We start from the raw sequence: 21,535 nt of genomic DNA on the forward strand, positions 1-21,535 counted from the left end.
TCTCCGCTTGCGGGGAGAGGGCTAGGGTGAGGGGCTACTTGCGCGCTGAAACCTTTTCGTCGCAACTGCTCGGCGCGCTTGCATCCTCCCATGCACTTTCCCTAAAACGGTCGTCACTCACCCATAACGCCCGGACCGTTCGATGACCGCCTTCGACCGCAACGATGCGCCGGGCTGGGCGCTGATCTTCGATCGCGAGCGATTGAAGCCGCTCTTCGGCCTCAACCGCGACATCATGATCCGCTCCTTCGTGCTGCTCGCTGCCTTTACGCTGATGACGCGCATCGGCACGGCCTTTGGGCCGGTGACGCTTGCGGCAAACGCGGTGCTGATGACGATCTTCCTGGTCGCCGGCTACTATCTCGACGGCCTCGCCAACGCCGCCGAGCAATTGATCGGCCGCTCGATCGGTGCCCGCTACCGGCCAGCCTTCGATCGCGCGCTACGCCTGACGGCTGCCTGGTCGCTGGGGCTCGCCTTGGTCACCACCATCGTCCTTCTGCTTTTCGGCGATCGGCTCATCAATCTGTTGACGACGGCCGCCGATGTCCGCGTGGCCGCTTACGAGTATCTGCCCTGGGCGGCTGTCACTGCGACCACCGGCGCGCTCGCCTTTCTGATGGATGGCGTCTTCATCGGCGCCACCTGGTCGCGCGAAATGCGCAACATGATGGTCGCGGCCTTTGTCGGCTACGCGGCGGTGCTGGCTGTGCTCGTGCCCGTCTTCGGCAATCACGGGCTTTGGGCCGGCCTCAATCTCTTCCTGCTGCTGCGCGGCCTGTTCCTGCTTTCGAGAATTCCCTCGAAGGCGCGTCAGACCTTCCGGCCGGCCCAGTAGTCGAGGCGGCTGTCTCTGATATCGCGGATCGAGCTGAGCCGCTCACGGTCGCAGAGATCGGAAAGGCCACGCACGATGCGGCCGGGCAGCGCGGGGCCTTCATAGACCATGCAGGAATAGAGCTGGACCAGATCGGCGCCGGCGCGGATTTTTTCTGCCGCGGTCTCGGCCGAACTGACGCCACCGACACCGATGATCGGCAGATTTGGTCCGACGCGCTTGCGCATGCGGGCAAGTGCCGCGGTCGACTTCTCGAAGAGCGGCTTGCCGGAGAGGCCACCGGCTTCCTTCGCCTGGTTCTGGTCCTTCAAGCCTTCGCGTGAAAGCGTCGTGTTGGAGACGATCAGGCCGTCGAGATTGTGGGCGAGAACTTCGGCTGCGATGTCGTCCATGCCCTCTTCCGTCAGATCGGGCGCGATCTTGAGGAACACCGGAACGTACCGGTTGCTACGGCGGGCTTCCTCGTCGCGAGCGGCGAGCACGGCGGACAGCAGGGCGGCGAGGCTCTCGCGCGCCTGCAGGTCGCGCAGGCCCGGCGTGTTCGGCGAGGAGATGTTGGCGGTGAAATAGCGGGCGACCGAATAGAAGGCGTGAATGCCGTTCACATAGTCGGCAACGCGGTCGGCACTGTCCTTGTTGGCGCCGATATTGACGCCGATCAGCGCAGCGCGCGAGCAGGCCTTGAGCCGCGCCAGCGCCGCGCCATGACCCTCGTTGTTGAAGCCGAGGCGGTTGATGACGGCCTCGTCCTCGACCAGCCGGAAAATGCGCGGCTTGTCGTTGCCGGACTGCGGTTTCGGTGTGACGGTGCCGATTTCGGTAAAACCAAAACCGATCTTCAGGAGCGCTTCCGGCACCTCGGCGTTCTTGTCGTAGCCGGCCGCCATGCCGATCGGGTTTGGGAACTCGATGCCGGCGACCGTCTGGGAAAGCCGCTTGTCGGCCTTGGAAGGACAGCTGGGCACGAGCCCGGTCTTCAGCGCCTTGATCGACAGGCCGTGCGCGGCCTCAGGATCGAACAGGAAGAGGCCGCGGCGGGCGAGATTGGTAAGCGGATTCATGCGTCAAGTTCCGGGAAGATATGCGAGCCATCGGCGCCAAGCGGCAGGGGCTTTTCCCAGACCACGGCGGAGAGGAAGAGGGGTGCATAGAGATGCGGGAAGAGGGCGCCGCCGCGCGAGGGTTCGTAGACCAGTTCCACGCCGAGCGCGTCGCCGTCAACGGCGACCAAAAGTAGGCCTTCCTGTCCCTCGAAATGCCGCGCTGCCGTCTCCAGGGCCTGTTCGGCGGTGGAGAAATGGATGAAGCCGTCAGCAAGGTCGACGGGTGCGCCGTCGAAGCGTCCGCTGCGCTTGGCTTCCTGCCACAGCGAGGTCGGAACGATCTTGTAGATGATGGAACCCATTGTGCCCGTCTGCCCCCGTAATCTTCTGTCGTGGCCTTGCCGCAAATATCAGCGATTGTCCATCGCAGAAGGACGTCGATTCGCGCATAATCCTTGGTGAAGATCGATTTCGCTCTTCCCGTTCATGTGCCGGGCGTCATCTGGCAAGGACCGCAACGGAGAGGACGTCATGAGAAAAGCTACAGTCGCACTTCTGATCGGAGCCGGCCTGGCATTCGCCGGCATCGCCTCGGCGCAGGATCCGGCGCCCGGCCGCTACAGCATGCAGAAATCCGAGACCGGCATTGCCCGGCTCGACACGCAAACCGGCGAAGTGTCGCTCTGCCAGGAAAGGAGCGGCGAGCTCGTCTGCCGCATGGCAGCCGACGAACGCTCCGCGCTCGAGCTGGAGATCGAGCTTTTGACCAAACGGGTAGAGACCTTGGAAAAGGCCGTTAAATCCGGTGAAAGCGTCGCGAAACCGAACCTTCCGACCGACGAAGAGATTGACCGGACAATGGGCATCATGGAAAGAATGATGCGTAAGTTCATGGATATCGTGAAGGATCTCGAAGGCAGCGACCCCGCGACGGAGCCGCAGAAGACCTGAGACGCCGGAACGGCCATGCGGGATGCGGATCGGCGCGTGGAGGCGCGCAGGTCGCAGACCGGGCTCTTGGGAGGGAGCGACATGACGCCGGACATGACCATCATCATCGCGGACGATCACCCGCTGTTTCGTGGCGCCATGCGCCAGGCCCTGAGCGGGATGGACGGCGCGCCCGCCATCGTCGAGGCAGCTGATTTCGCCGCCGCGCGCAAGACTGCAGCCGATTACCCGGATGCCGATCTCCTTCTTCTGGACCTGACGATGCCTGGCGTCAGCGGCCTTTCCGGCCTGATTGCGCTTCGCGCCGAGTTTCCGAGCCTGCCGGTCATGGTGGTTTCCGCCCATGACGATCCGGCGACGATCCACCGCGCGCTCGACCTCGGGGCGTCCGGCTTCCTCTCAAAGTCGGCCGGTATCGAAGAGATCCGCGAGGGTATCGAGAAGGTCATGGCCGGTGAGGTTTTCGTGCCGGCGGGCTACGACGACGCGCAGGAGTACGAACCGGAAGTCGCCGATCTGCTCCAGCGGCTTCAGACGCTGACGCCGCAGCAGTCACGCGTCCTCAGCATGCTGGGCGAAGGCCTGCTCAACAAGCAGATCGCCTATGAGCTCGGCGTCTCCGAGGCGACCATCAAGGCGCATGTCTCGGCGATCCTGTTGAAGCTCAATGTCGACAGCCGCACCCAGGCGGTGATCCAGCTTTCGAAGATCGGCACCGTCGCCGCCGCCTGAGGCGGTCAATCGAGCACTGCGGCAGCATACGTCTAATGCAGGCGCGTTGCCGCAACGCCGAAGCAGCTTATTCTGCAGCCGTTCGCGCCGCCGTCGAAAGCTGTGTCAGCCACGCCCGCATCGCTGCCGGCCGCACCGGCTTGTTCTGGATCGAAACGCCGTCGCGCTCGGCCGCGGTGCGCACTTCCGGCGAGCGGTCCGCCGTCACCAGCAGGGCCGGGATCGCCTCGCCGGCGGAAAGCCGGATCTTCGCAATTGCCTCGATGCCAGTGCCGTCGTCGAGATGATAGTCGGCGATGATCGCGTGCGGTTTCTCGGCCGGCTCTCCCGTCATCTCGGCACAGGCGGCAACCGATTCCGCCGTGCTGACGACGCAGCCCCAGCCCGAAAGCAGCACTTTCATGCCCTCGAGGATGCGCGGTTCGTTGTCGATGCAGAGCACGCGCAAGCCGTTGAGCGCCTCGCTCGCCTTGTTGGGGACAACTGGGCGGACCGCGACCGGTTCGCCGGCGCTTACGTCCAGCGGCAGCGTCACCTTGAATCCGGTGCCCTTGCCCGGTGTCGATTGCAGGCTGACCGGATGGTTGAGCACGCGCGAGATGCGATCGACGATCGATAGGCCGAGGCCGAGCCCGGAAGCGGTGCGCGCGCCCTCGTCGAGCCGTGCGAATTCCTTGAAGACCGTCCGGAACTTCGACGACGGAATGCCGATGCCGGAATCGAGCACCTCGATCGTCGCCATCGCGCCATGTCTGCGCACGCCGACCAGCACCTTGCCGGTGAGCGTATACTTGATCGCGTTGGAAACGAGGTTCTGCACCACGCGGCGCAAAAGGTTCGGATCGCTGCGCACGACCAGCGAGGTCGGCATGACCACCAGGTCGAGATCCTTGGCGCGCGCGATCGGCGCGAAGTCGGTCTCGATGCGGCGGAGCAGGTCGTTGAGCGGGACGGATTGCAGCCGCGGCTTCATTGCGCCGGTGTCGAGGCGCGAAATATCGAGCACGGCGCCAAGAATGGCCTCGACCGATTCCAGCGAGGAATCGATGTTCTCGACGAGCGTGCTGTTGTCGGAATCGCCCAGCCGCTCGACCAGCGAGGACGAATAGAGACGGGCGGCATTGAGCGGCTGCAGAATATCGTGGCCGGCAGCGGCGAAGAACCGCGTCTTGCCGATATTGGCCTCTTCCGCGGCCGCCCGTGCTTCGGCGAGTTCCCGGTTCACGCGGGTCAGTTCGCCGGTGCGTTCCTCGACGCGCAGTTCCAGCGTCTCGTTCGCCTGCTTCAGCGCCATGTCGGCGGCAACGCGCTGGGTGATGTCGGTATAGGTGGTGACGATGCCCTTGTCGGGCATGGCATTGGTGCGCACTTCGATGATGCGCTCGCCATTGCCAAGTTCGAGCAGGAAGGGCTTGTCCAGCGTCAGAAAGTTGGCGATCAATCCCTTTTCCTGATCCTTGCGGATATCGCCGCGCTTGGTGAGGATCGAAACGATATCGGCGAGCGGGAAGCCCACCTGGCCGGCCGCCTCGGGCAGATCCAGAAGCTGGCGGAAGCGGCGGTTCCAGATGATCAGGTTGTTGGCGTTGTCGAAGACGGCGATGCCCTGGTCCATCTGCGAGAGCGCGGTCTGCAGCATATCCTGATTGTATTGCAGCGCCTCGCTCGCCTGGTCGAGCAGCCAGGCCGTGTCCGATGACGTGTCGTCGCCGCGCTGCAGGACGAGCGAAAGCACGAGCCGCGCCGACGACGAGCCGATGGCACTGCCGAGCAGTTGCTCGGAGAAATGCACAACGGCCATGTCCGCCGGCGCATTGTCGTCCAGCCAGCGGCCGGATTGGCGCTCATAGGTGTGGAACGAGCGCTGCATGCGCTCGGTGCCCATGTAGCGGCCGATCGTCGCCTTGAGATCGCGCACGGTGACCTTGGTCTTCCGGCCGCGGAACGTGCCTTCGGTGCGCGACCGCCGGGTGATGAAGACGCCGGCCTGAAAGCGCTCGATCGGTTTCGGCGTCCGGGTCAGCGAGCCGAGCACATAGGCGCTGCAGTTGACGAGCAGGCTCAGCATCGTGGCATTCACCAGCGGGTCGGCGCGGGGACCCGAGAAGAGGTCCGTAAATGGCAGCAGGAAGCTCAGCACCGTTGCCGCGACTTGGGAATTGTCCGGTCCGCCGAGGCTCGGCAGGAACAGGAGATACGCCCAGACGAAAAAGCCGGAGACCATGCCGGTGATCGCGCCGCGCGCATTCGCCTGGCGCCAGATGAGACCGCCGAGCATGGCCGGCGCCATCTGGGAGATGGCGACGAAGGAGAGGAGCCCGAGCGAAGCTAGACCGGCACTGATATCGGCGGAGCGGTAATAGCCATAGCCGAGCAGGAGGACGACGAAGATCGCCGAACGGCGGATGTTGAGCAGCGTCCCCGCGAGGTTTTCCTGAAGCCCGCCGCGCTGGCTGAGATTGCGGCGCAGGAACACCGGCATGACGATGTCGTTGGAGATCATGATCGACAGCGCCACGGAGGCGACGATCACCATGGCCGTTGCTGCCGAGAAGCCGCCAATGAAAGTGATGAGCGTCAGCAGCGGCAGGCCGTTGGCGAGCGGCAGAGTCAAGAGGTAAAGATCCGCGTCGCCGGAGCCCGAGAAAGTGAGGAGGCCGGCAATCGCGATCGGCAGCACGAAGAGATTGATGCCGATCAGGTAGAGCGGAAACAGAATGCCGGCGGTACGCAACTCCCCTTCGGTGCGGTTCTCGACGACGGTCACATGGAACTGCCGCGGCAGCATGATGATCGCGAAGGCGGAGGTGACGATCAGCAGGATCCAGCGCGCCGTCGGCGTTTCATAGGAAAGTGCGGATTGCACCGCCGGGCTCTCTGCCGCCAGCGACCAGAGATGCGCCGGGCCGTTGAAGATGACGAAGACGATGTAGAAGCCGGCAGTGACGAGCGCGACGAGCTTGACCAGCGATTCCATTGCGATCGCGAGGATCAGTCCGTCCTGATGTTCTGTCGCGTCCGTATGGCGCGTACCGAAGACGATGGCGAAGCAGGCGAGGAACAGGGTCACGAGCAGGGGCAGGTCGATGAAACTCTGCCCCGCGCCGATGCCATAGTCGCTGGTGTTGATCATCGCCGCGACGGAGCTCGAAATCGCCTTGAGCTGCAATGCGATATAGGGGATGGCACCGACCAGCGAGATCAGTGCAACGATCGCCGCCACGGCCGGGTTCTTGCCGTAGCGCGCGGCGATGAAGTCGGCGACGGAGGTCAGCTTCTCGGTCTTGGCAAGGCGGATGATCTTGCGGATCAGCGGCATGCCCAGCGTGAACATCAGGATGGGTCCGATGTAGATGCCGGTGAATTCGAGCCCGCGCTCGGCGGCAAGCCCGATGCCGCCGAAATAGGTCCAGGACGTGCAATAGATCGCAAGGCTGAGCGCATAGACGAGCGGTCTGCCTTTCAGCGCAGCGCTTTTCCTCCTGGCCCGCCGGTCGCCATAGCTCGCGACTGCAAACAGCAGCAGCAGATAGGCGAAGGCCGAGGCAAAGATGACCGAACCCGAAAGCATGCCTCACTCCTCCGACGCGAAGCATAGGACAAGTCCGCGAGGTTGAGAATTGCCCGCCATATGAGTCTTAAGTCCAAGGTGCTGCAAGAGAAAATGGTCTGCCGGATGTGGAAGGGAGTTTGATCCTTCTTTTGGCAGGCGTGGTTTGACCAAAGGCAAAGAAAGGTTTTCTCGGTGCCCGCTTTGGTTTAGTTTCCGTAAACGGTTGCAGCGCGGGACAGCGCCGGCGGTCGTTTTCAACGGGGATGATACGGAGAGACGTATGCTGAATGAGTTCAAGGAGTTTATTGCCCGCGGGAACGTGATGGACCTCGCGGTCGGTGTCATCATCGGCGCCGCCTTCAGCAAGATCGTCACGTCGGTCGTCGAAGACCTCGTGATGCCCATCGTCGGCGCGCTGACCGGTGGTGGTTTCGACTTCTCCAACTACTTCCTACCGCTGTCGGCCAACGTCACGGCGACGTCTCTCGCCGCTGCCCGTCAGCAGGGCGCTGTCTTTGCCTATGGCAACTTCATCACCGTGCTCATCAATTTCCTGATCCTCGCCTGGATCATCTTCTTGATGATCAAGGCCGTGAACCGCATGCGCGCGTCGATCGAGAAGAAGAAGGACGAGGCACCGGCCGCGCCACCGCCGGAAGATATCCTTCTGCTCTCCGAAATCCGCGACCTGTTGAAACAGCGCGCCTGAGGCTTCTCGCGGCCCCGTTCTGGCGGGGCCGCGAAACATCACAAAAATCGATAAACCGGTCAGATAAAGTCGCGTGATCGCAGAAGCGAAAGCGGCTAGAAGCGATGGGCAGTCTGGAGCGGTCCATTTCCGCTCTAATCCATTGGAATCTTTCACGATGATCTCGGGCGATCCGGCGCGGGACCGTCGTGCCTCCGGAGCCCGCCGATGACCATCCTCAGCACCATCAGCCCCCGCGCACTTGCGGCGCCCGAAAGCGGCATCGTCGAGGTGGTGAACTATGCCCGCGGGCGCGACGGCCTGATCCCGCTCTGGGTCGGCGAAGGCGACCTGCCGACGCCGGCCTTTATCAGCGATGCGGCACGCGAGGCGCTTTCCGCCGGCGAGACCTTCTACACTTGGCAGCGCGGCATCCCGCCGCTGCGCGAGGCGCTGTCGCGCTACTATCAGCGGCGTTTCCAGAAAGCCCTTTCGCCCGAAAATTTCTACGTCGTCGGCTCCGGCATGCAGGCAATCAAGCTCTCGATCGAGGCGATCGCTTCGCCGGGAGACGAGATGGTGCTGCTGACGCCGGCCTGGCCGAATTTTGCCGCTGCCGCTGACCTCTCTGGCGTCCGTCCAGTTTCCGTCGAACTGCGCTTTGAACACGGAAAGTGGCAGCTCGATCTCGATCGACTGGAAGCGGCGATCGGCCCGAAGACCAGGGCACTGTTCATCAACACGCCGTCGAACCCGACGGGATGGACCGCGACCAAGGAAGAACTGGCCGCGATCCTGGCGCTGGCGCGCAAGCATGGTCTGTGGATCATCGCCGACGAGATCTACGCGCTCTATTATTATGCCGGCGCCCGCGCGCCGTCCTTCCTCGATGTCATGGAAGAGGGCGACCGGATCCTCTTCGTCAATTCCTTCTCGAAGAACTGGTCGATGACCGGCTGGCGGGTGGGTTGGATCGTCGCCCCGCCGGAGATGGGGCAGGTGTTGGAGAACCTGGTGCAATATTCGACGTCAGGCGTCGCCCAGTTCATGCAGCGCGGTGCCGTCGTGGCGCTTGACGAGGGCGATGCCTTCCTGGACGCGAATGTCGCCAAGGCGACCAGCAACCGTGACGTCTTCTGCGACGCGCTGATCGCTACCAACCGGGTGGAAACGCTGAAGCCGGATGGAGCGCTCTACGCGTTCCTGAAAATCGACGGCGTCACGGATTCGCGCGCGGCCGCGATCGATATCGTCGACAAGACGGGCGTCGGCCTGGCGCCCGGCACCGCCTTTGGCGATGGTGGTTCGCTGTTCATGCGCGCCTGCTTCCTGCGCGACCCGGCCCAGGTGAAGGAAGCCGCGCACCGCTTGCAGGGTTACATCCTCGGGCGCTGACTTCTGCCAGGAAGGGCGATCGAAGACGGCGACGCTATTCGTCGCCGGTTTCGCCGAGCAGCTTCTGCTCATGGGCAATTGCGTGGCCAATCAGCCGCGCCCAGATGTCCTCGTAGAAGTCAGGATCGAGGTTGTAGCTCGCGGCGTTCTTGCGGGCGTTCTCACGCACTTCCATCACCCGCGCCGGAATGTCGGCCTTCAGCTTCAGCGGCCGTTTGATCTCGGCCGCCCGGTCGATATAGCCCCAGCGTTCGGCAAACAGCGTCATCAGCGCCTGGTCGAGCCGGTCGATTTCGGCACGCACGTCGGCCATGGTGGTGCATTGCGCGGGGGTCTTTTGCATCTGTCTCGTCCGATTGCCTGGTGCATGGCCGTCGTGGCCAAGCGCAGGTCCAGGTGTTCGAGCGTCCCTCGGCTCTGGGCAAGCGGAGCGCTCTTGCGGCGCACTGCTAACAAACGATGAGCTCAATGAGAAGGGGCAACAGGGTCGCAGCATGCGACCGGTGACGGTGGTCACCTCAGCAGGCGATCGCTGGGCAGGGGAGGAGGGTGCGGTCCTGTCTCCGTCTGCGGCGATCGCCTGCTGACGTGTTGAGGGAAGTTAGCCGGCCAAGCTTGAGCGAGGCTTTTTAGAGCGGGATGAGGAAAAGCGTATGCGGTTTTCCGCCCGCATCTCGCTCGAACTTATGAGAATCGATCACGTTCCGATCATCAGCTTGATCGCGAGGCCGACGATCGTCACGGCTGCCACCCCGGCGCACCACAGGCCCACGAACCAGAGAAGCTTGCGGCCGGTTCCGGTTTCATCAGTCAATGGTAACCCTCCTCCGGATCGACTTTGCCGCGGAACACCCAATAGGAATAGCCGGTATAGGCGAGGATGATCGGCACCAGCACCAGCGCGCCGGCGAGCAGGAAGGACAGGCTCTCCTCAGGCGCCGCCGCATCCCAGATGGTCAGCGATGGCGGCACCATATAGGGGTAGAAGCTGATGCCGATGCCGGCATAGCCGAGCACGAACAGGCCGAGCGCCGCAAGAAACGGCCGGCTGTCGTGCCTGTTGCGAATGCCTGTGATCAGCGCATACAGGCAACCGAGAACGAGGGCTGGCACGATGACGCTGAAGATCGCCGTCGGAAAGCCGAACCAGCGCTTCAGATATTGCGGCTCCAGGAACGGAGTCCACAGACTGACGATGCCCATGGCGGCGACGGTGCCGAACGAGCACTTGAGCGCGAGGTCGCGGGCGCGGTCGGCGAGGTCGCCATGGGTCTTCATGACCAGCCAGGTGGAGCCGAGCAGGGCATAACCGACGACGACGGCGACGCCGGTCATGATCGAGAAGGGCGTCAGCCAGTCCCACCAGCCGCCGACATAGGCGCGGTTCTCGACGGGGATACCCTGGACGAGCGCGCCGAGAGTTATGCCTTGCGCGAAGGCGGCGAGCATCGAACCGCCCGAGAACGCCCAGTTCCAGAGATATTCGGCACGCCTGGTGCGCCAGCGATATTCGAAGGCGACGCCGCGGAAGATGAGGCCGATGACCATGGCGATAACAGGGGCGTAGAGTGCCGGCAGGATCGTCGCATAAGCGAGCGGAAACACCGCCATCAGACCGCCGCCGCCGAGCACCAGCCAGGTTTCGTTGCCGTCCCAGACCGGCGCGACGGAATTCATCATCACGTCGCGGTCGTGCTTCTCCGGGAAGAACGGGAAGAGGATGCCGACGCCGAGGTCGAAGCCGTCGAGAATGACATAGGCGAGCACCGCAAAGGCGATGATGGCGGCCCAGATGAACGGCAGATCAAACTCCATGACGACCTCCATGAGTGCTGGTGCTGGCGATGGCGGGGCCTGGCATGATGCCGGAGCTGCGCAGCGGCCCTTCGTCGAGATCCGGCATCGGATCACGCGGCAATCGCGCCATCAGCCTCAGGATGTAGAAGGTGCCGGCGCCGAAGACGAAGAAGTAGACGATGATAAAGGCGATCAGCGAGGCGGCGACGGCAGGGGCTGCGATCGGCGCCACCGAGTTCACTGTCAGCAGGTGGCCGTAGACCGTGTAGGGCTGGCGGCCGACTTCGGTGGTGACCCAGCCGGCGAGCACGGCGACGAAGCCGGCCGGGCCCATCACGACTGCCGCCCGATGCAGCCAGACATTGCTGTCGAGCGTGCCGCGGTAACGACACCAGAGCGACCAGAGGCCGATGCCGAGCATGGCGAACCCAAGGCCGACCATCACCCGGAAGGACCAGAACACGATGCCGACGGGCGGATGCAGCTCTTCCGGGATCGTATCGAGGCCGGCGAGCGGCGCGTTGAGGTCGTGCTTCAGGATCAGGCTGGAGAGTTTTGGAACCTCGATGGCATAGTCGACGCGCTTTTCGGGCGAGTTCGGAATGCCGAAAAGGATCAGCGGCGCCCCATCCGGATGGCTCTGGTAGTGGCCTTCCATCGCCATCACCTTGGCCGGCTGGTGTTCCAGCGTGTTCAGCCCGTGCATGTCGCCGGCAAAGATCTGGATGGGCGCGACGATCGCCGCCATCCACATCGCCATCGAGAACATTTTGCGGGCGCGGCGCGGCGCCGTCTTGCGGATGAGGTGCCAGGCGCCGCAGGCGCCGACGACGAAGGCGGTCGTGAGGTAAGCGGCAAGCACCATATGGGTAAGGCGATAGGGGAAGGACGGGTTGAAGACGATCGCCCACCAGTCGACCGGGACGAACTGGCCCGCTTCGTTCATGGCGAAACCGGCGGGCGTCTGCATCCAGGAATTTGCCGAAAGGATCCAGGTGGCGGAAATCAACGTGCCGATGGCGACCATGACAGTGGCCAAGAAATGCAGTTTTGGCCCGACGCGGTTGAGCCCGAAGAGCATGACGCCGAGGAAGCCCGCCTCGAGGAAGAAGGCGGTAAGCACCTCGTAGCCCATCAGCGGCCCGATGATCGGCCCGGCCTTGTCGGAAAAGACGCTCCAGTTGGTGCCGAACTGGTAGGACATGACGATGCCGGAGACCACACCCATGCCGAAGGCGACCGCGAAGATCGTTTTCCAGAAGTGGAAGAGTTCGAGGTAGACCTCGTCCTTTTTCAAGAGCCACAAACCTTCCAGTACCGCGAGGTAGCTCGCAAGGCCGATGGAAAAAGCAGGGAAGATGATGTGGAAGGAGACGGTGAAGGCGAACTGGAAGCGAGCGAGCAGGGTCGCATCGAAACTCTCAAACACGGGCGCAATCCTTTCAGACATACGGCAACGCGCGTCGCTGACGCGTGGCCGTATCGCTCTGGCTGCTGCATCATTCGTCCCATGATCGATCGTCGATCAGGGGACTTTTCTTGGCCGTCCGTCGGGGCGTTTTCGGTGTTGGCCCCGGCTTCTCAGCATGCGCTTGAATCTGAGCCAAATTTGCCAAACGTCAATGACAGCGCGTCCGCCACGTTGTCACACTGCGGCAATGTCGCGCTGCGGCATATTGGACGGAGCTTCACCAGAGAGCGAAGCTGGCGACCGGCAATCGATCAAAGGGTTGCCGGGATGGCGTCAGCGGACCGGGAGATAGGCTTCGGCAAGCTCGGTCCAGAAGGCGGCGCCGATCGGCAGCAGGTCGTCGTTGAAGTTGTAGGCCGGATGGTGCAGCGGCTTGTCTTCGTCGCTGACCTTCGAGCCGAGGAAGAAATAGGTCCCCGGCTTTTCCTTGAGCATATAGGCGAAATCCTCGCTGCCCATGAAGGGACGGGCGAGATCGACCACCTTGTCGGCACCAGCAAAGCGTACTGCGAGATCGCGGACGAAATCCGTTTCGGCCTTGTGGTTGATCGTGGCATCGTAGCTGCGTTGGTAGTCGACTGTCGCGCGCATGCCGAAACTCGTGGCCTGCGCCTCGGCGATCATGCGGATGCGCCGTTCGAGTTCGTCGCGGACATCAGGCTCGAAGGAGCGGATGCCGACGACGATCTCGGCGCGCTCCGGGATGATGTTGCTGGCCGAGCCCGCATGGAAGGCGCCGACGGTGACGACGGTCGGATCCATCGGGTGGATGTTGCGCGAGACGATCGATTGCAGCGCCATGACGATCGAGGCACCGCAGACGATCGGGTCGGCCGTCTCCTGCGGTTCCGCGCCATGCCCGCCGCGGCCGTGCACGGTGATGCGCGCCTCGTCGACGGCCGCCATGATCGGGCCTTCTCTGAGTGCAAACTGGCCGAAGGGCAGGCCCGGTTCGTTGTGGAGCGCGAACACCGCGTCGCAGGGGAATTGTTCAAACAGCCCCTCGTCCATCATGATCTTGGCGCCGCCGAAATTCTCCTCGGCCGGCTGGAAGATCAAGTGGATCGTACCGTCGAAATTGCGCCGCTCTGCAAGCGCCCGCGCAGCGCCAAGCAGCATCGTCGTATGCCCGTCGTGGCCGCAGGCGTGCATCAATCCTGCGGTCTTGCTGGCATAGTCGAGCCCGGTCTTTTCCAGGATTGGCAGCGCATCGATATCGGCGCGAATGCCGATTGATCTCCCGCTCGTGCCGTTCCGGAGCGTGCCGACCACGCCGGTTTGGGCGAGACCCGTCGTCACCTCGTAGCCGAGGCTTTCGAGATGCTTGGCGATGAAGGCGGAGGTGCGCCTCTCCTCCAATCCAAGTTCCGGATGGGCATGCAGGTCGTGGCGGATGGCAACGAGTTCCGGCATGGCGTTGGTGATCGAGGAGGAGAGCTTCATGTCAGGCGCCACGGGTTGGGATACGATTTTCGAATGTGCGGAAGGCGACCACCAGAATGCCGGTGAGGCACATATAGATGAGCGCCAGCAGGAGCAGCGGCTCATAGGTGAGGAAGGTTTCCTGCCGCACCTTGGAGATGACGGCATAGACGTCGACGACGGTCACGGTGGCAACGAGCGGCGTCGATTTCAGCTGCAGCACGGTTTCGCCGTTCAGCGTCGGCAGCGCCCGGTGGATGGCGCGCGGCAACCAGATGCGGCGGAACATCGTCCAGCGGCCCATGCCATAGGCTTTGGCCGCCTCCAGCTCGCCCGGCGGCACGCCGGCAAAGGCGCCGCGCATGACCTCGCCCTCATAGGCGGCAAACGAGACGGTGAGTGCCGCCACGCCATAGGGCCAGGCCTCGCGCAAATAGGGCCAGAGGAAGGACTGGCGGATCGCCGGAAACTGCGGAAACAGCGAGCCGAGCCCGTAATAGAGCAGCCAGAGCTGCAGGAGCAGCGGCGTGCCGCGAATGACGGTGCAGAAGACCTTGGCCGGCAGTTTCAGGAACCAGGGGCCTGTCACCTGCACGAGGCCGATCGGCACCGCCAGCAGGAAACCGAGGATCGCGGTGCTGAACAGCATCACGAGGCTGACGAGAATGCCCCAGCCAAGCCGAGGCAGATAACGCGGCAGCCAGTCCCAGCGCATGAAGACGGCAACGGCGACGACGAAGGCGGCGAAGACCAGCATCATCACGATGCGATGCGGTACGAAGAAGCTCCGAGCCGTCGGCAGGTCCTCGGGCGTGAAGGCAACGGCGTGGGTGGTTTCGTTGGTCATCGCTGCACCGCAAAGCCGCGTCGGGCATGGCGTTCGAGCATGCCGATGAAGACGTTGGACACGAGTGTCAGCGCCAGATAGAGCGCGCCGGCGGCAAGGAAGAACAGCAGGTATGCCTTGGTCGTGCCGGCCGCCTGGCGCGTGACCAGCGTCAGCTCGCTGAAGCCAACGACAGCGAGAAGGGCGGTGTCCTTGGTGGCGATCAACCAGAGATTGGAAAGACCGGGAATGGCATAGGGCAGCATCGCCGGCAGGGTGATGCGCCGCAAGACCTTGGTCGGCGACATGCCATAGGCCCGCGCCGCTTCGATCTGTCCGGCGGGCACCGCCTTGATCGCGCCACGCAAGACTTCGGTCGAGTAAGCCCCCTGGACGACGCCGATGACGAAGATGCCGGCCATCAGGCCGCTGATGTCGACCGGGCCGATCGCAAAGAGCGCCAGCACCTGATTGAGAAGATCGGTGCCGGCGTAATAGAGCAGCAGGATCAGCACCAGTTCCGGCACCGCACGCACCACCGTGGTGTAGCATTCAAGCAGATCCCGCAGCACCGGACCGCCATAGAGCTTGCCGAAGGCGCCGCCGATGCCGAGTGCCAGGCCGAGCGTGAAGCCGCCGACGGCGATCTGGATGGAGTTGAAAAAGCCCTGCAGCAACACGCCGCCCCATCCGGGCGCGTTGAGCGAGAGCAGGCCCCAATTGATGAGGGAATCCGCAGCCATGCGTCGTACTCCGATGGCGCCAGCCGGCGGCGGCTGCTGCGCCCGCGTCCCCTTTCAGGCACACAAGGCACAGCACCTCTGGGCCGCCGGCCGATCGCGCCTTAATCGCCGTAGATGTCGAAGTCGAAGTACTTCTTCGAGAACGTATCATAGGTTCCGTTGTCACGGATCGCCTTGATCGCAGTGTTGACCTTGTCCTTGAGCTCGGTTTCGCCCTTGCGCAGGCCGACGCCCACACCCGGGCCGATCACGGCAACGTCTTCGGCGACGTCGCCCTTGTAGTCGCAGCATTCCTTGCCCTGGTCGGTCGCAAGGAAAGCCTTCAGCGCGATGGCGTCCGCCTGGACGGCATCGAGGCGGCCGGCGGCGAGGTCGTTGTTGGCTTCGTCCTGCGTCTGGTACTCCTTGACGTCGACGCCTGCCGGCGCGAAATGCTTGGCGGCATAGGCTTGGTGGACCGTCGAGACCTGGACGCCGAGCGCCTTGCCGTTGAGACCTTCCGGCGTCGGCTTGATGTCGACGCCCTTGGTGCCGATGATGCCGGTCGGGGTGTTGTAGTATTTGTCCGAGAAATCGATCGTTTTCAGGCGTTCGTCGGTGATCGACATCGAGCTGATGATCATGTCGATCTTCTTCGAGGTCAGCGCGGGGATGATGCCGTCCCAGGCGACCGGCGTCAGCACGCATTCGAGCTTCGCCTCGGCACACATCGCATTCATGAACTCGACTTCCCAGCCTTCCCATTTGCCGCTGGCGTCGGGCGCCGTGAACGGCGGATAGGGCTCGGCGGCGACGCCGACCTTAAGCGCTTCGGCCGAAGCGGCGACGCCGCCGCTGACGGCGATTGCCGTCGCAACGGCCAGGACTTTCAATGCCTTCTTCATGCTGTTCCCCTTTTTGGTTGTTTAGCATTCCGGAATTCAGTGAATGGAACTGATGAACTTCTTGAGCCTTTCCGACCGCGGCGAACCAAAGATGGCCTCTGGCGGGCCCTGTTCCTCGATCACGCCGTTGTGGAGGAAGACGATGTGGTTGGCGACGTCGCGCGCGAACTTCATCTCGTGGGTAACCAGGATCATCGTGCGCTTCTCGCGCGCGAGATCGCCGATGACCGAAAGCACTTCGCCGACGAGTTCAGGATCGAGCGCCGAGGTCGGCTCGTCGAAGAGCATGACCAGCGGCTGGATGGCGAGCGCCCGCGCGATGGCCGCGCGCTGCTGTTGGCCACCGGAAAGAAAGGCCGGGTAAGCGTCGCGCTTCTCATAGAGGCCGACGCGCTTGAGCAGCGTTTCGGCGGTGGCGACCGCTTCGGCCTTCGGCTTGCCGAGCACGTGGATCGGCGCCTCGATGACGTTTTCGAGGATGGTCATGTGCTGCCAGAGATTGAAGCTTTGGAAGACCATGCCGAGCTGGCTGCGGATGCGCTGGACTTGGCGGCGGTCCTCCGGCACGAGGCCGCCTCGGCCGTCGGGTTTCATCCGGATCTTCTCGCCATGCACGCTGACGCTGCCCGCGGACGGGAGTTCCAGAAGGTTGATACAGCGCAGGAAGGTGGATTTGCCGGAGCCGCTGCCGCCGATGATGGCGATCACGTCGCCCTGTTTCGCCGTCAGCGAAACACCCTTCAGCACTTCCAATGGCCCGAAACGCTTGTGCAGGTCAGTGACCGCGATTGCCTGGGCCGCATCCGTCATCGGCACGCCGCTCCAACGGCTCTGCGCGCTTTTTCTGTCAGCATGAGAACAGTTCCCCTGTCGTTTTCCGCGCGGCATCTTTGGCCTGTCACGGTTTTGTTGATTGGCATGGTTGCACTTGTGTCGCTATTATTCAAGCGTATAATAATACGCATCGTCGATTTTTCGACGCCCGCCCCCAGCCTTGATTTCCCGAAGGAGCCGCCCATGTCCCCGTTCCGGCCGAAGCCATCGTCGACCGCGCCAGGGCACTTGTTCCAGCGGGTCGCCGCATGAATCGGCGCAGCTTTCACCGCGCTCCGGAAGGCGAGCGTCGCCAGGAGCTGATCGAGGCGACGCTCGATTGCATCTCCGAATTTGGGCTCAAGGGCGCGACGGTGCGGCAGATCGCGATCCGCGCAGGCGTGACGGCCGGGCTCGTGCGCCACTATTTCGAATCGAAGGATCAGATGGTTGCCGAGGCCTATCGCGCCGTCATCGCATCCTTGACGGACAAGGCGAGCCAGGTGGAGGGCGATCCGGAAACCCGCCTCAGGGATTTCATCGCGATCAACCTCACCGAACCGGTGGCCGACAGCCGGAGCATCTCGCTGTGGGCTGCCTTCATCAGCCAGGTGCGTGTCGATCCGGTGCTCGCCGAGATCCATCGCGAAGGCTACCTCGCCTTCCGCAACACACTGCAGGAACTGCTCGCCGATTTTCTTGCGGCGAAGGGCAAACCGGCGGACGCAGAAACCTGCCGGGCGTTCGCCATCGCCATCAACGGGCTGGTCGACGGTCTTTGGGTGGAGGGGTGCCTGGCGGGCGACCTCTTTCGCGAGGGTGAACTGGTCGCCATCGCCATGTCGTCGGCCGAGGCACTGCTCGGCACGTCGATCGGAACTGCAAAACAATGACAACGGGAGAGAACACCATGCGCTACGCGTCCATCACCGAACGTCTTGCCGATCTTGGTTCGGGAAAATGGTCGCTGCATATTCGTGCCCGCCAACTGAAGGCAAGTGGCGCCGACATCATCGAACTGACCATCGGCGAACCGGACCTTCCGCCGGACCGCGCCCTTCTCGATGAATGCCAGCGCGCGATGAATGCCGGGCGCTACCGCTATTCCAATGGCCGCGGCGAGCCGCCGGTCGTGGCTGCTCTCGCGGAAAAATATCGCCGGCGCCGTGACGACGTCACCGCGGCGAACGTCTTGTGCTTCCCCGGCACCCAGACGGCGCTCTTCTCCGTGATGCTGGCCCTGGTCGAAACCGGCGACGCGGTGCTCGTCGGCGACCCGCTCTATGCGACCTATGAGGGCGTGATCCGCTCCACCGGCGCCCATCCGGTGCTGGTGCCGCTGAAGCCGGAATTCGGCTTCCACATGCAGGCCGAAGATCTTGAAAAGGCGATCACACCCGAGAGCCGGGTGCTGCTGCTCAACACGCCGCACAATCCGACCGGGGCCGTGCTGACCGCGACCGAGATCGCCGCGATCGGCGAGGTCGCGCGCCGTCACGATCTCTGGATCGTCTGCGATGAGGTGTACGAGGAACTTGTCTTCGACGCCGTCTTTGCCTCGCCCTTCGACAATCCGGATCTCGCCGAACGCACCGTCGTCGTCTCGTCGATCTCCAAGTCCCACGCCGCGCCCGGCTTCCGCAGTGGTTGGGCAGTCGGCCCGGTCGAGTTTGCCAACCGGCTGCTGCCGGTTTCGGAAACGATGCTCTTCGGCACCCAGCCTTTCATCGCCGACATGACCGCCTATGCCCTGACCCATGACATCGATACCGCGCGGCGGATGCGCGAGTCCTATCAGTCCCGTGCCGCACAGATCGTAGCCGGTCTTGCCGCGGCACCCGGCATCGAGGTGTTCGCGCCGGAAGCCGGCATGTTCATTGTGATCGACGTTTCCGGAACCGGCCTTGACGGCGATGCGTTTGCCTGGGCGCTGCTCGAAGAGGAGGGGGTTGCCGTCATGCCTGGATCATCCTTTGGCGATCAGGCGCAGAACTATCTGCGCGTCAGCCTGACCGTGCCTGATCGGGACATCGACGAGGCCTGCCGTCGCATCGCTGCGCTCGCCGAGCGGTCCAGCCTGCGTAAGGAGCGCTGCGCATGACGATGGAAAAAACAGTTGGAGAAGTGCTGGTCGATCTGCTCGAGGCCAATGGCGTCGAGGTGGTTTTTGGCATTCCCGGGGTGCACACGGTCGAGCTTTATCGCGGGCTGGCGGCATCGAAGATCCGCCATGTGACCCCGCGCCATGAACAGGGTGCGGGCTTCATGGCCGATGGATATGCCCGGGTCAGCGGCAAGCCGGGTGTCGCCCTCGTCATCACCGGTCCGGGGCTCACAAACACCATCACGGCGATGGCGCAGGCCCGGCAGGATTCGATCCCGATGCTGGTGATTTCCGGCGTCAATCGCCGCGATTCGCTTGGTCACGGTCGCGGGCTCTTGCATGAGCTTCCCGACCAGCATGGCATGATGAAAACGCTGGCGCTCTACTCGCACACGCTGCTCAATCCGGAAGACCTGCCTTTCGTCGTCGACCGCGCCTTCTCGGTGCTCGTCTCCGGCCGGCCGGGGCCGGTGCACATCGAGATCCCGACCGACGTGATGGCGGCGAAGATCGCGCCGCAGGCGGTGCGCCCGGCGACGGCGACGCGCCCACGCTCCGACAGCGAGACGCTGCAGCGTGCAGCGATCCTCTGCGCCGACGCCTCGCGGCCGGTGATCATCTGCGGCGGCGGCGCGTTGACGGCGGAAGCCGAAGTGACGGCGCTTGCCGAGAAGATCGGCGCGCCTGTCGTCACCACGGTCAACGCCCGCGGCATGCTCGCCGGCAACCCCTTGCGCGTTCCCGCAAGCCCCAGCCTGAAGGCGGTGCGGTCGCTCCTCAAGGAAGCGGACCTTGTCCTGGCGCTCGGCACCGAAATGGGCCAGACGGACTACGACATGTATGCCGATGGCGGTTTCCCGGCCTTGCGCAATCTCATCCGCACCGACATTGACTCAGCGCAGCTCGCGCGCGGGCCGCATGCAGCCCTTTCCATTCTCTCCGGCGCCAAGGCGGCCACGGCAGGCATCCTCGCCTTCCTGCCCGGCCACACCGCGAAGGATGGCGTCGGGCGCGCCGAAACCGCGAGACGGGCAGCGCTGAAGGAACTGACGCCGAAGATGAAGGCCGAGATCGGCATCATCGACACGGTCTACAGGACGTTGCCGGACTGCACCGTTGTCGGTGACTCGACCCAGGCCGTCTATGCCGGCAATCTCTATTGCGATGCGCCGCGCCAGCGCAGCTGGTTCAATTCCGCGACCGGCTACGGCTCGCTCGGCTACGCTCCGCCGGCGGCCGTGGGCGCTGCGGTTGCCGATCCGTCGCGTCCGGTCGTGTGCCTTGTCGGCGACGGCGGCTTCCAGTTCTCGCTGGCCGAGATCGGGTCCGCGGTGGATGCGCAGGCGAAGGTGATCTTCCTCGTCTGGAACAATGACGGCTACCAGGAGATCGAGTCCTACATGGTCGACGCCGGCGTTACCCCTGAAGGGGTCAGGCCCTCGGCGCCGGACTTCCTGATGGCGGCCAAGGCCTATGGGGTCGAGGGGCAGCGGCTCACCGCGGTTGCCGATCTGGCCCAGGCGCTTGCCGCAGCCGCAGAGCGCAAAGGCCCGTCGCTCATCGAGATCCACGAGAGGCGGACGGCGGGTCTCTCGGCCTGACCGCGCCTCAGTCGCACAACGGGCCGGATTTGACTTTTCCGGCCCGCAATGGTGTTAAGGGCGCCCATGCTCGAATCCGGCCACGTTCTTTCGTTAAGGTCGGGCATTCGGGCTGAGTTTCGTCTCGCTGGCGCTGGAGCGCCGCGCGTCTTGTAGGCGCCAAGGAAAGGGACCGCGTCCTCGATGGACCGCTTTGGTGGTGGCAGCAAGAATATGCAGGCCGGCCGGCTTCTCGCCGTGCTGTGGCTGTTCTGCGCCTCCTTCGCAATGCAGGTCATCTCGGTTGGGCAGAGCATTCCGTCCCGCTCGTCCTCTGGCGCCCAGGCCGGCAATGTCACCGATACCGGTTCGACCGGTCGCCCTGCGGCCCGGCAGATCTCGCGGGCGACACCGCTTTCAGACCTTCGGTTCACGGCCGAGCGCAAGGACGCGAAGTCCGCGACCGACGATGGGTTACCGGCGCTGCTGCCGGTATCCGCGGAGCTGGAATTTCCCCAATCGTCGGACGGTCGGTTCCTGCGCCGTGTCGCAGAGCAGATCGGCGGGGCTTCGAGCCATGGGCCCCATATTCGCGCACCCCCGCGCGCCTGATCCATCAAGCATATTCTGGCTCGTTTGCGGCTTGGACCGCTACGCCGCCATTGATGAAACAAAGTCCTGACGACGCGCCCCGT

At 63.8% G+C, this 21,535-nt stretch carries 19 protein-coding genes and 1 pseudogene; 9 read left to right on the top strand and 11 right to left on the bottom strand.

Features of this window, described 5'->3' with window-relative positions:
• Positions 1-151: 151 nt before the first annotated feature.
• Positions 152-838: pseudogene (locus tag IB265_RS02475) on the top strand (MATE family efflux transporter); the annotation flags it as partial.
• Here IB265_RS02475 and IB265_RS02480 read toward each other — a convergent pair.
• Both IB265_RS02480 and IB265_RS02485 read right to left on the bottom strand, forming a co-directional pair.
• Complete coding sequence (locus tag IB265_RS02480) at positions 814-1,899, bottom strand: quinone-dependent dihydroorotate dehydrogenase (protein WP_057248133.1); 1,086 nt, start codon at positions 1,897-1,899, stop codon at positions 814-816. The pseudogene IB265_RS02475 and the gene IB265_RS02480 overlap by 25 nt on opposite strands.
• The gene (locus IB265_RS02485) at positions 1,896-2,243 is read right to left on the bottom strand and encodes a DUF952 domain-containing protein (protein ID WP_057248134.1); all 348 of its coding nucleotides are present in this window, start codon (positions 2,241-2,243) and stop codon (positions 1,896-1,898) included. Before IB265_RS02485 ends, IB265_RS02480 begins: the two co-directional genes overlap by 4 nt.
• 169 nt (positions 2,244-2,412) lie before the next feature.
• On the opposite strand from IB265_RS02485, the gene IB265_RS02490 reads away from it, so the two are divergent.
• Both IB265_RS02490 and IB265_RS02495 read left to right on the top strand, forming a co-directional pair.
• Positions 2,413-2,832, top strand: coding sequence for a hypothetical protein (locus IB265_RS02490; protein ID WP_057248135.1), 420 nt, complete (start codon positions 2,413-2,415; stop codon positions 2,830-2,832).
• Positions 2,833-2,913: 81 nt separating this feature from the next.
• Positions 2,914-3,564, top strand: a complete 651-nt coding sequence (locus IB265_RS02495; RefSeq protein ID WP_113479171.1) for a response regulator transcription factor — start codon at positions 2,914-2,916, stop codon at positions 3,562-3,564.
• Between the two features lie 67 nt (positions 3,565-3,631).
• On the opposite strand, the gene IB265_RS02500 is transcribed toward IB265_RS02495, so the two are convergent.
• Positions 3,632-7,135, bottom strand: a complete 3,504-nt coding sequence (locus IB265_RS02500; RefSeq protein ID WP_057248137.1) for a PAS domain-containing hybrid sensor histidine kinase/response regulator — start codon at positions 7,133-7,135, stop codon at positions 3,632-3,634.
• A gap of 262 nt (positions 7,136-7,397) precedes the next feature.
• Here IB265_RS02500 and mscL point away from each other — a divergent pair, with 262 nt between their 5' ends.
• Positions 7,398-7,826, top strand: a complete 429-nt coding sequence (mscL, locus tag IB265_RS02505) for a large conductance mechanosensitive channel protein MscL (RefSeq protein WP_057248138.1) — start codon at positions 7,398-7,400, stop codon at positions 7,824-7,826.
• Between the two features lie 207 nt (positions 7,827-8,033).
• The gene (locus tag IB265_RS02510) at positions 8,034-9,200 is read left to right on the top strand and encodes a pyridoxal phosphate-dependent aminotransferase (RefSeq protein WP_057248139.1); all 1,167 of its coding nucleotides are present in this window, start codon (positions 8,034-8,036) and stop codon (positions 9,198-9,200) included.
• A gap of 34 nt (positions 9,201-9,234) precedes the next feature.
• Here IB265_RS02510 and IB265_RS02515 read toward each other — a convergent pair whose 3' ends face one another.
• The 8 genes from IB265_RS02515 to IB265_RS02550 form a co-directional block, all read right to left on the bottom strand.
• Positions 9,235-9,543: a chorismate mutase family protein gene (locus tag IB265_RS02515; RefSeq protein ID WP_057248140.1), complete on the bottom strand. Its 309-nt coding sequence runs from the start codon at positions 9,541-9,543 to the stop codon at positions 9,235-9,237.
• A gap of 467 nt (positions 9,544-10,010) precedes the next feature.
• Positions 10,011-11,015, bottom strand: coding sequence for a cytochrome d ubiquinol oxidase subunit II (gene cydB, locus IB265_RS02520; RefSeq protein WP_058323579.1), 1,005 nt, complete (start codon positions 11,013-11,015; stop codon positions 10,011-10,013).
• Positions 11,005-12,426 carry a cytochrome ubiquinol oxidase subunit I gene (locus IB265_RS02525; RefSeq protein WP_113398436.1) on the bottom strand — a complete coding sequence of 474 codons (1,422 nt, stop codon included), beginning with the start codon at positions 12,424-12,426 and terminating at the stop codon, positions 11,005-11,007. The genes cydB and IB265_RS02525 overlap by 11 nt, the downstream gene beginning before the upstream one ends.
• Positions 12,427-12,741: 315 nt before the next feature.
• Positions 12,742-13,911 (bottom strand): M20 aminoacylase family protein, encoded by a 1,170-nt coding sequence (locus tag IB265_RS02530; RefSeq protein ID WP_057248143.1) that lies wholly within the window; start codon positions 13,909-13,911, stop codon positions 12,742-12,744.
• A 1-nt stretch (position 13,912) separates the two neighbouring features.
• Entirely contained in the window at positions 13,913-14,737 is an 825-nt protein-coding gene (locus tag IB265_RS02535; RefSeq protein WP_057248144.1) for an ABC transporter permease, read from the bottom strand.
• The gene (locus tag IB265_RS02540; protein ID WP_057248145.1) at positions 14,734-15,459 is read right to left on the bottom strand and encodes an ABC transporter permease; all 726 of its coding nucleotides are present in this window, start codon (positions 15,457-15,459) and stop codon (positions 14,734-14,736) included. The genes IB265_RS02535 and IB265_RS02540 overlap by 4 nt, the downstream gene beginning before the upstream one ends.
• Positions 15,460-15,560: 101 nt before the next feature.
• Entirely contained in the window at positions 15,561-16,343 is a 783-nt protein-coding gene (locus tag IB265_RS02545) for a transporter substrate-binding domain-containing protein (protein WP_057248146.1), read from the bottom strand.
• A 36-nt stretch (positions 16,344-16,379) separates the two neighbouring features.
• On the bottom strand, positions 16,380-17,153 hold the full coding sequence (locus IB265_RS02550; RefSeq protein ID WP_057248147.1) for an ABC transporter ATP-binding protein: 774 nt from the start codon (positions 17,151-17,153) through the stop codon (positions 16,380-16,382).
• Positions 17,154-17,425: 272 nt separating this feature from the next.
• Here IB265_RS02550 and IB265_RS02555 point away from each other — a divergent pair, with 272 nt between their 5' ends.
• The 4 genes from IB265_RS02555 (at position 17,426) to IB265_RS36585 (ending at position 21,452) form a co-directional block, all read left to right on the top strand.
• Entirely contained in the window at positions 17,426-18,049 is a 624-nt protein-coding gene (locus IB265_RS02555; protein ID WP_057248148.1) for a TetR/AcrR family transcriptional regulator, read from the top strand.
• Between the two features lie 17 nt (positions 18,050-18,066).
• Complete coding sequence (locus tag IB265_RS02560) at positions 18,067-19,257, top strand: pyridoxal phosphate-dependent aminotransferase (RefSeq protein WP_057248149.1); 1,191 nt, start codon at positions 18,067-18,069, stop codon at positions 19,255-19,257.
• Complete coding sequence (locus IB265_RS02565) at positions 19,254-20,861, top strand: 5-guanidino-2-oxopentanoate decarboxylase (RefSeq protein WP_057248150.1); 1,608 nt, start codon at positions 19,254-19,256, stop codon at positions 20,859-20,861. Before IB265_RS02560 ends, IB265_RS02565 begins: the two co-directional genes overlap by 4 nt.
• 183 nt (positions 20,862-21,044) lie before the next feature.
• The gene (locus IB265_RS36585) at positions 21,045-21,452 is read left to right on the top strand and encodes a hypothetical protein (RefSeq protein ID WP_057248151.1); all 408 of its coding nucleotides are present in this window, start codon (positions 21,045-21,047) and stop codon (positions 21,450-21,452) included.
• Positions 21,453-21,535 lie beyond the last annotated feature (83 nt).

This window comes from Ensifer sp. ENS10 (genome assembly GCF_014852025.1).
GTDB lineage: Bacteria > Pseudomonadota > Alphaproteobacteria > Rhizobiales > Rhizobiaceae > Ensifer.

What these genes read in the sequence shown, in the direction of transcription:
- IB265_RS02480 (WP_057248133.1), bottom strand. Translation starts at nt 1,899, where the DNA reads ATGAATCCGCTTACCAATCTCGCCCGCCGCGGCCTCTTCCTGTTCGAT.
- IB265_RS02485 (WP_057248134.1), bottom strand. Translation starts at nt 2,243, where the DNA reads ATGGGTTCCATCATCTACAAGATCGTTCCGACCTCGCTGTGGCAGGAA.
- IB265_RS02490 (WP_057248135.1), top strand. Translation starts at nt 2,413, where the DNA reads ATGAGAAAAGCTACAGTCGCACTTCTGATCGGAGCCGGCCTGGCATTC.
- IB265_RS02495 (WP_113479171.1), top strand. Translation starts at nt 2,914, where the DNA reads ATGACGCCGGACATGACCATCATCATCGCGGACGATCACCCGCTGTTT.
- IB265_RS02500 (WP_057248137.1), bottom strand. Translation starts at nt 7,135, where the DNA reads ATGCTTTCGGGTTCGGTCATCTTTGCCTCGGCCTTCGCCTATCTGCTG.
- mscL (WP_057248138.1), top strand. Translation starts at nt 7,398, where the DNA reads ATGCTGAATGAGTTCAAGGAGTTTATTGCCCGCGGGAACGTGATGGAC.
- IB265_RS02510 (WP_057248139.1), top strand. Translation starts at nt 8,034, where the DNA reads ATGACCATCCTCAGCACCATCAGCCCCCGCGCACTTGCGGCGCCCGAA.
- IB265_RS02515 (WP_057248140.1), bottom strand. Translation starts at nt 9,543, where the DNA reads ATGCAAAAGACCCCCGCGCAATGCACCACCATGGCCGACGTGCGTGCC.
- cydB (WP_058323579.1), bottom strand. Translation starts at nt 11,015, where the DNA reads ATGGAGTTTGATCTGCCGTTCATCTGGGCCGCCATCATCGCCTTTGCG.
- IB265_RS02530 (WP_057248143.1), bottom strand. Translation starts at nt 13,911, where the DNA reads ATGAAGCTCTCCTCCTCGATCACCAACGCCATGCCGGAACTCGTTGCC.
- IB265_RS02535 (WP_057248144.1), bottom strand. Translation starts at nt 14,737, where the DNA reads ATGACCAACGAAACCACCCACGCCGTTGCCTTCACGCCCGAGGACCTG.
- IB265_RS02540 (WP_057248145.1), bottom strand. Translation starts at nt 15,459, where the DNA reads ATGGCTGCGGATTCCCTCATCAATTGGGGCCTGCTCTCGCTCAACGCG.
- IB265_RS02545 (WP_057248146.1), bottom strand. Translation starts at nt 16,343, where the DNA reads ATGAAGAAGGCATTGAAAGTCCTGGCCGTTGCGACGGCAATCGCCGTC.
- IB265_RS02550 (WP_057248147.1), bottom strand. Translation starts at nt 17,153, where the DNA reads ATGACGGATGCGGCCCAGGCAATCGCGGTCACTGACCTGCACAAGCGT.
- IB265_RS02555 (WP_057248148.1), top strand. Translation starts at nt 17,426, where the DNA reads ATGAATCGGCGCAGCTTTCACCGCGCTCCGGAAGGCGAGCGTCGCCAG.
- IB265_RS02560 (WP_057248149.1), top strand. Translation starts at nt 18,067, where the DNA reads ATGCGCTACGCGTCCATCACCGAACGTCTTGCCGATCTTGGTTCGGGA.
- IB265_RS02565 (WP_057248150.1), top strand. Translation starts at nt 19,254, where the DNA reads ATGACGATGGAAAAAACAGTTGGAGAAGTGCTGGTCGATCTGCTCGAG.
- IB265_RS36585 (WP_057248151.1), top strand. Translation starts at nt 21,045, where the DNA reads ATGGACCGCTTTGGTGGTGGCAGCAAGAATATGCAGGCCGGCCGGCTT.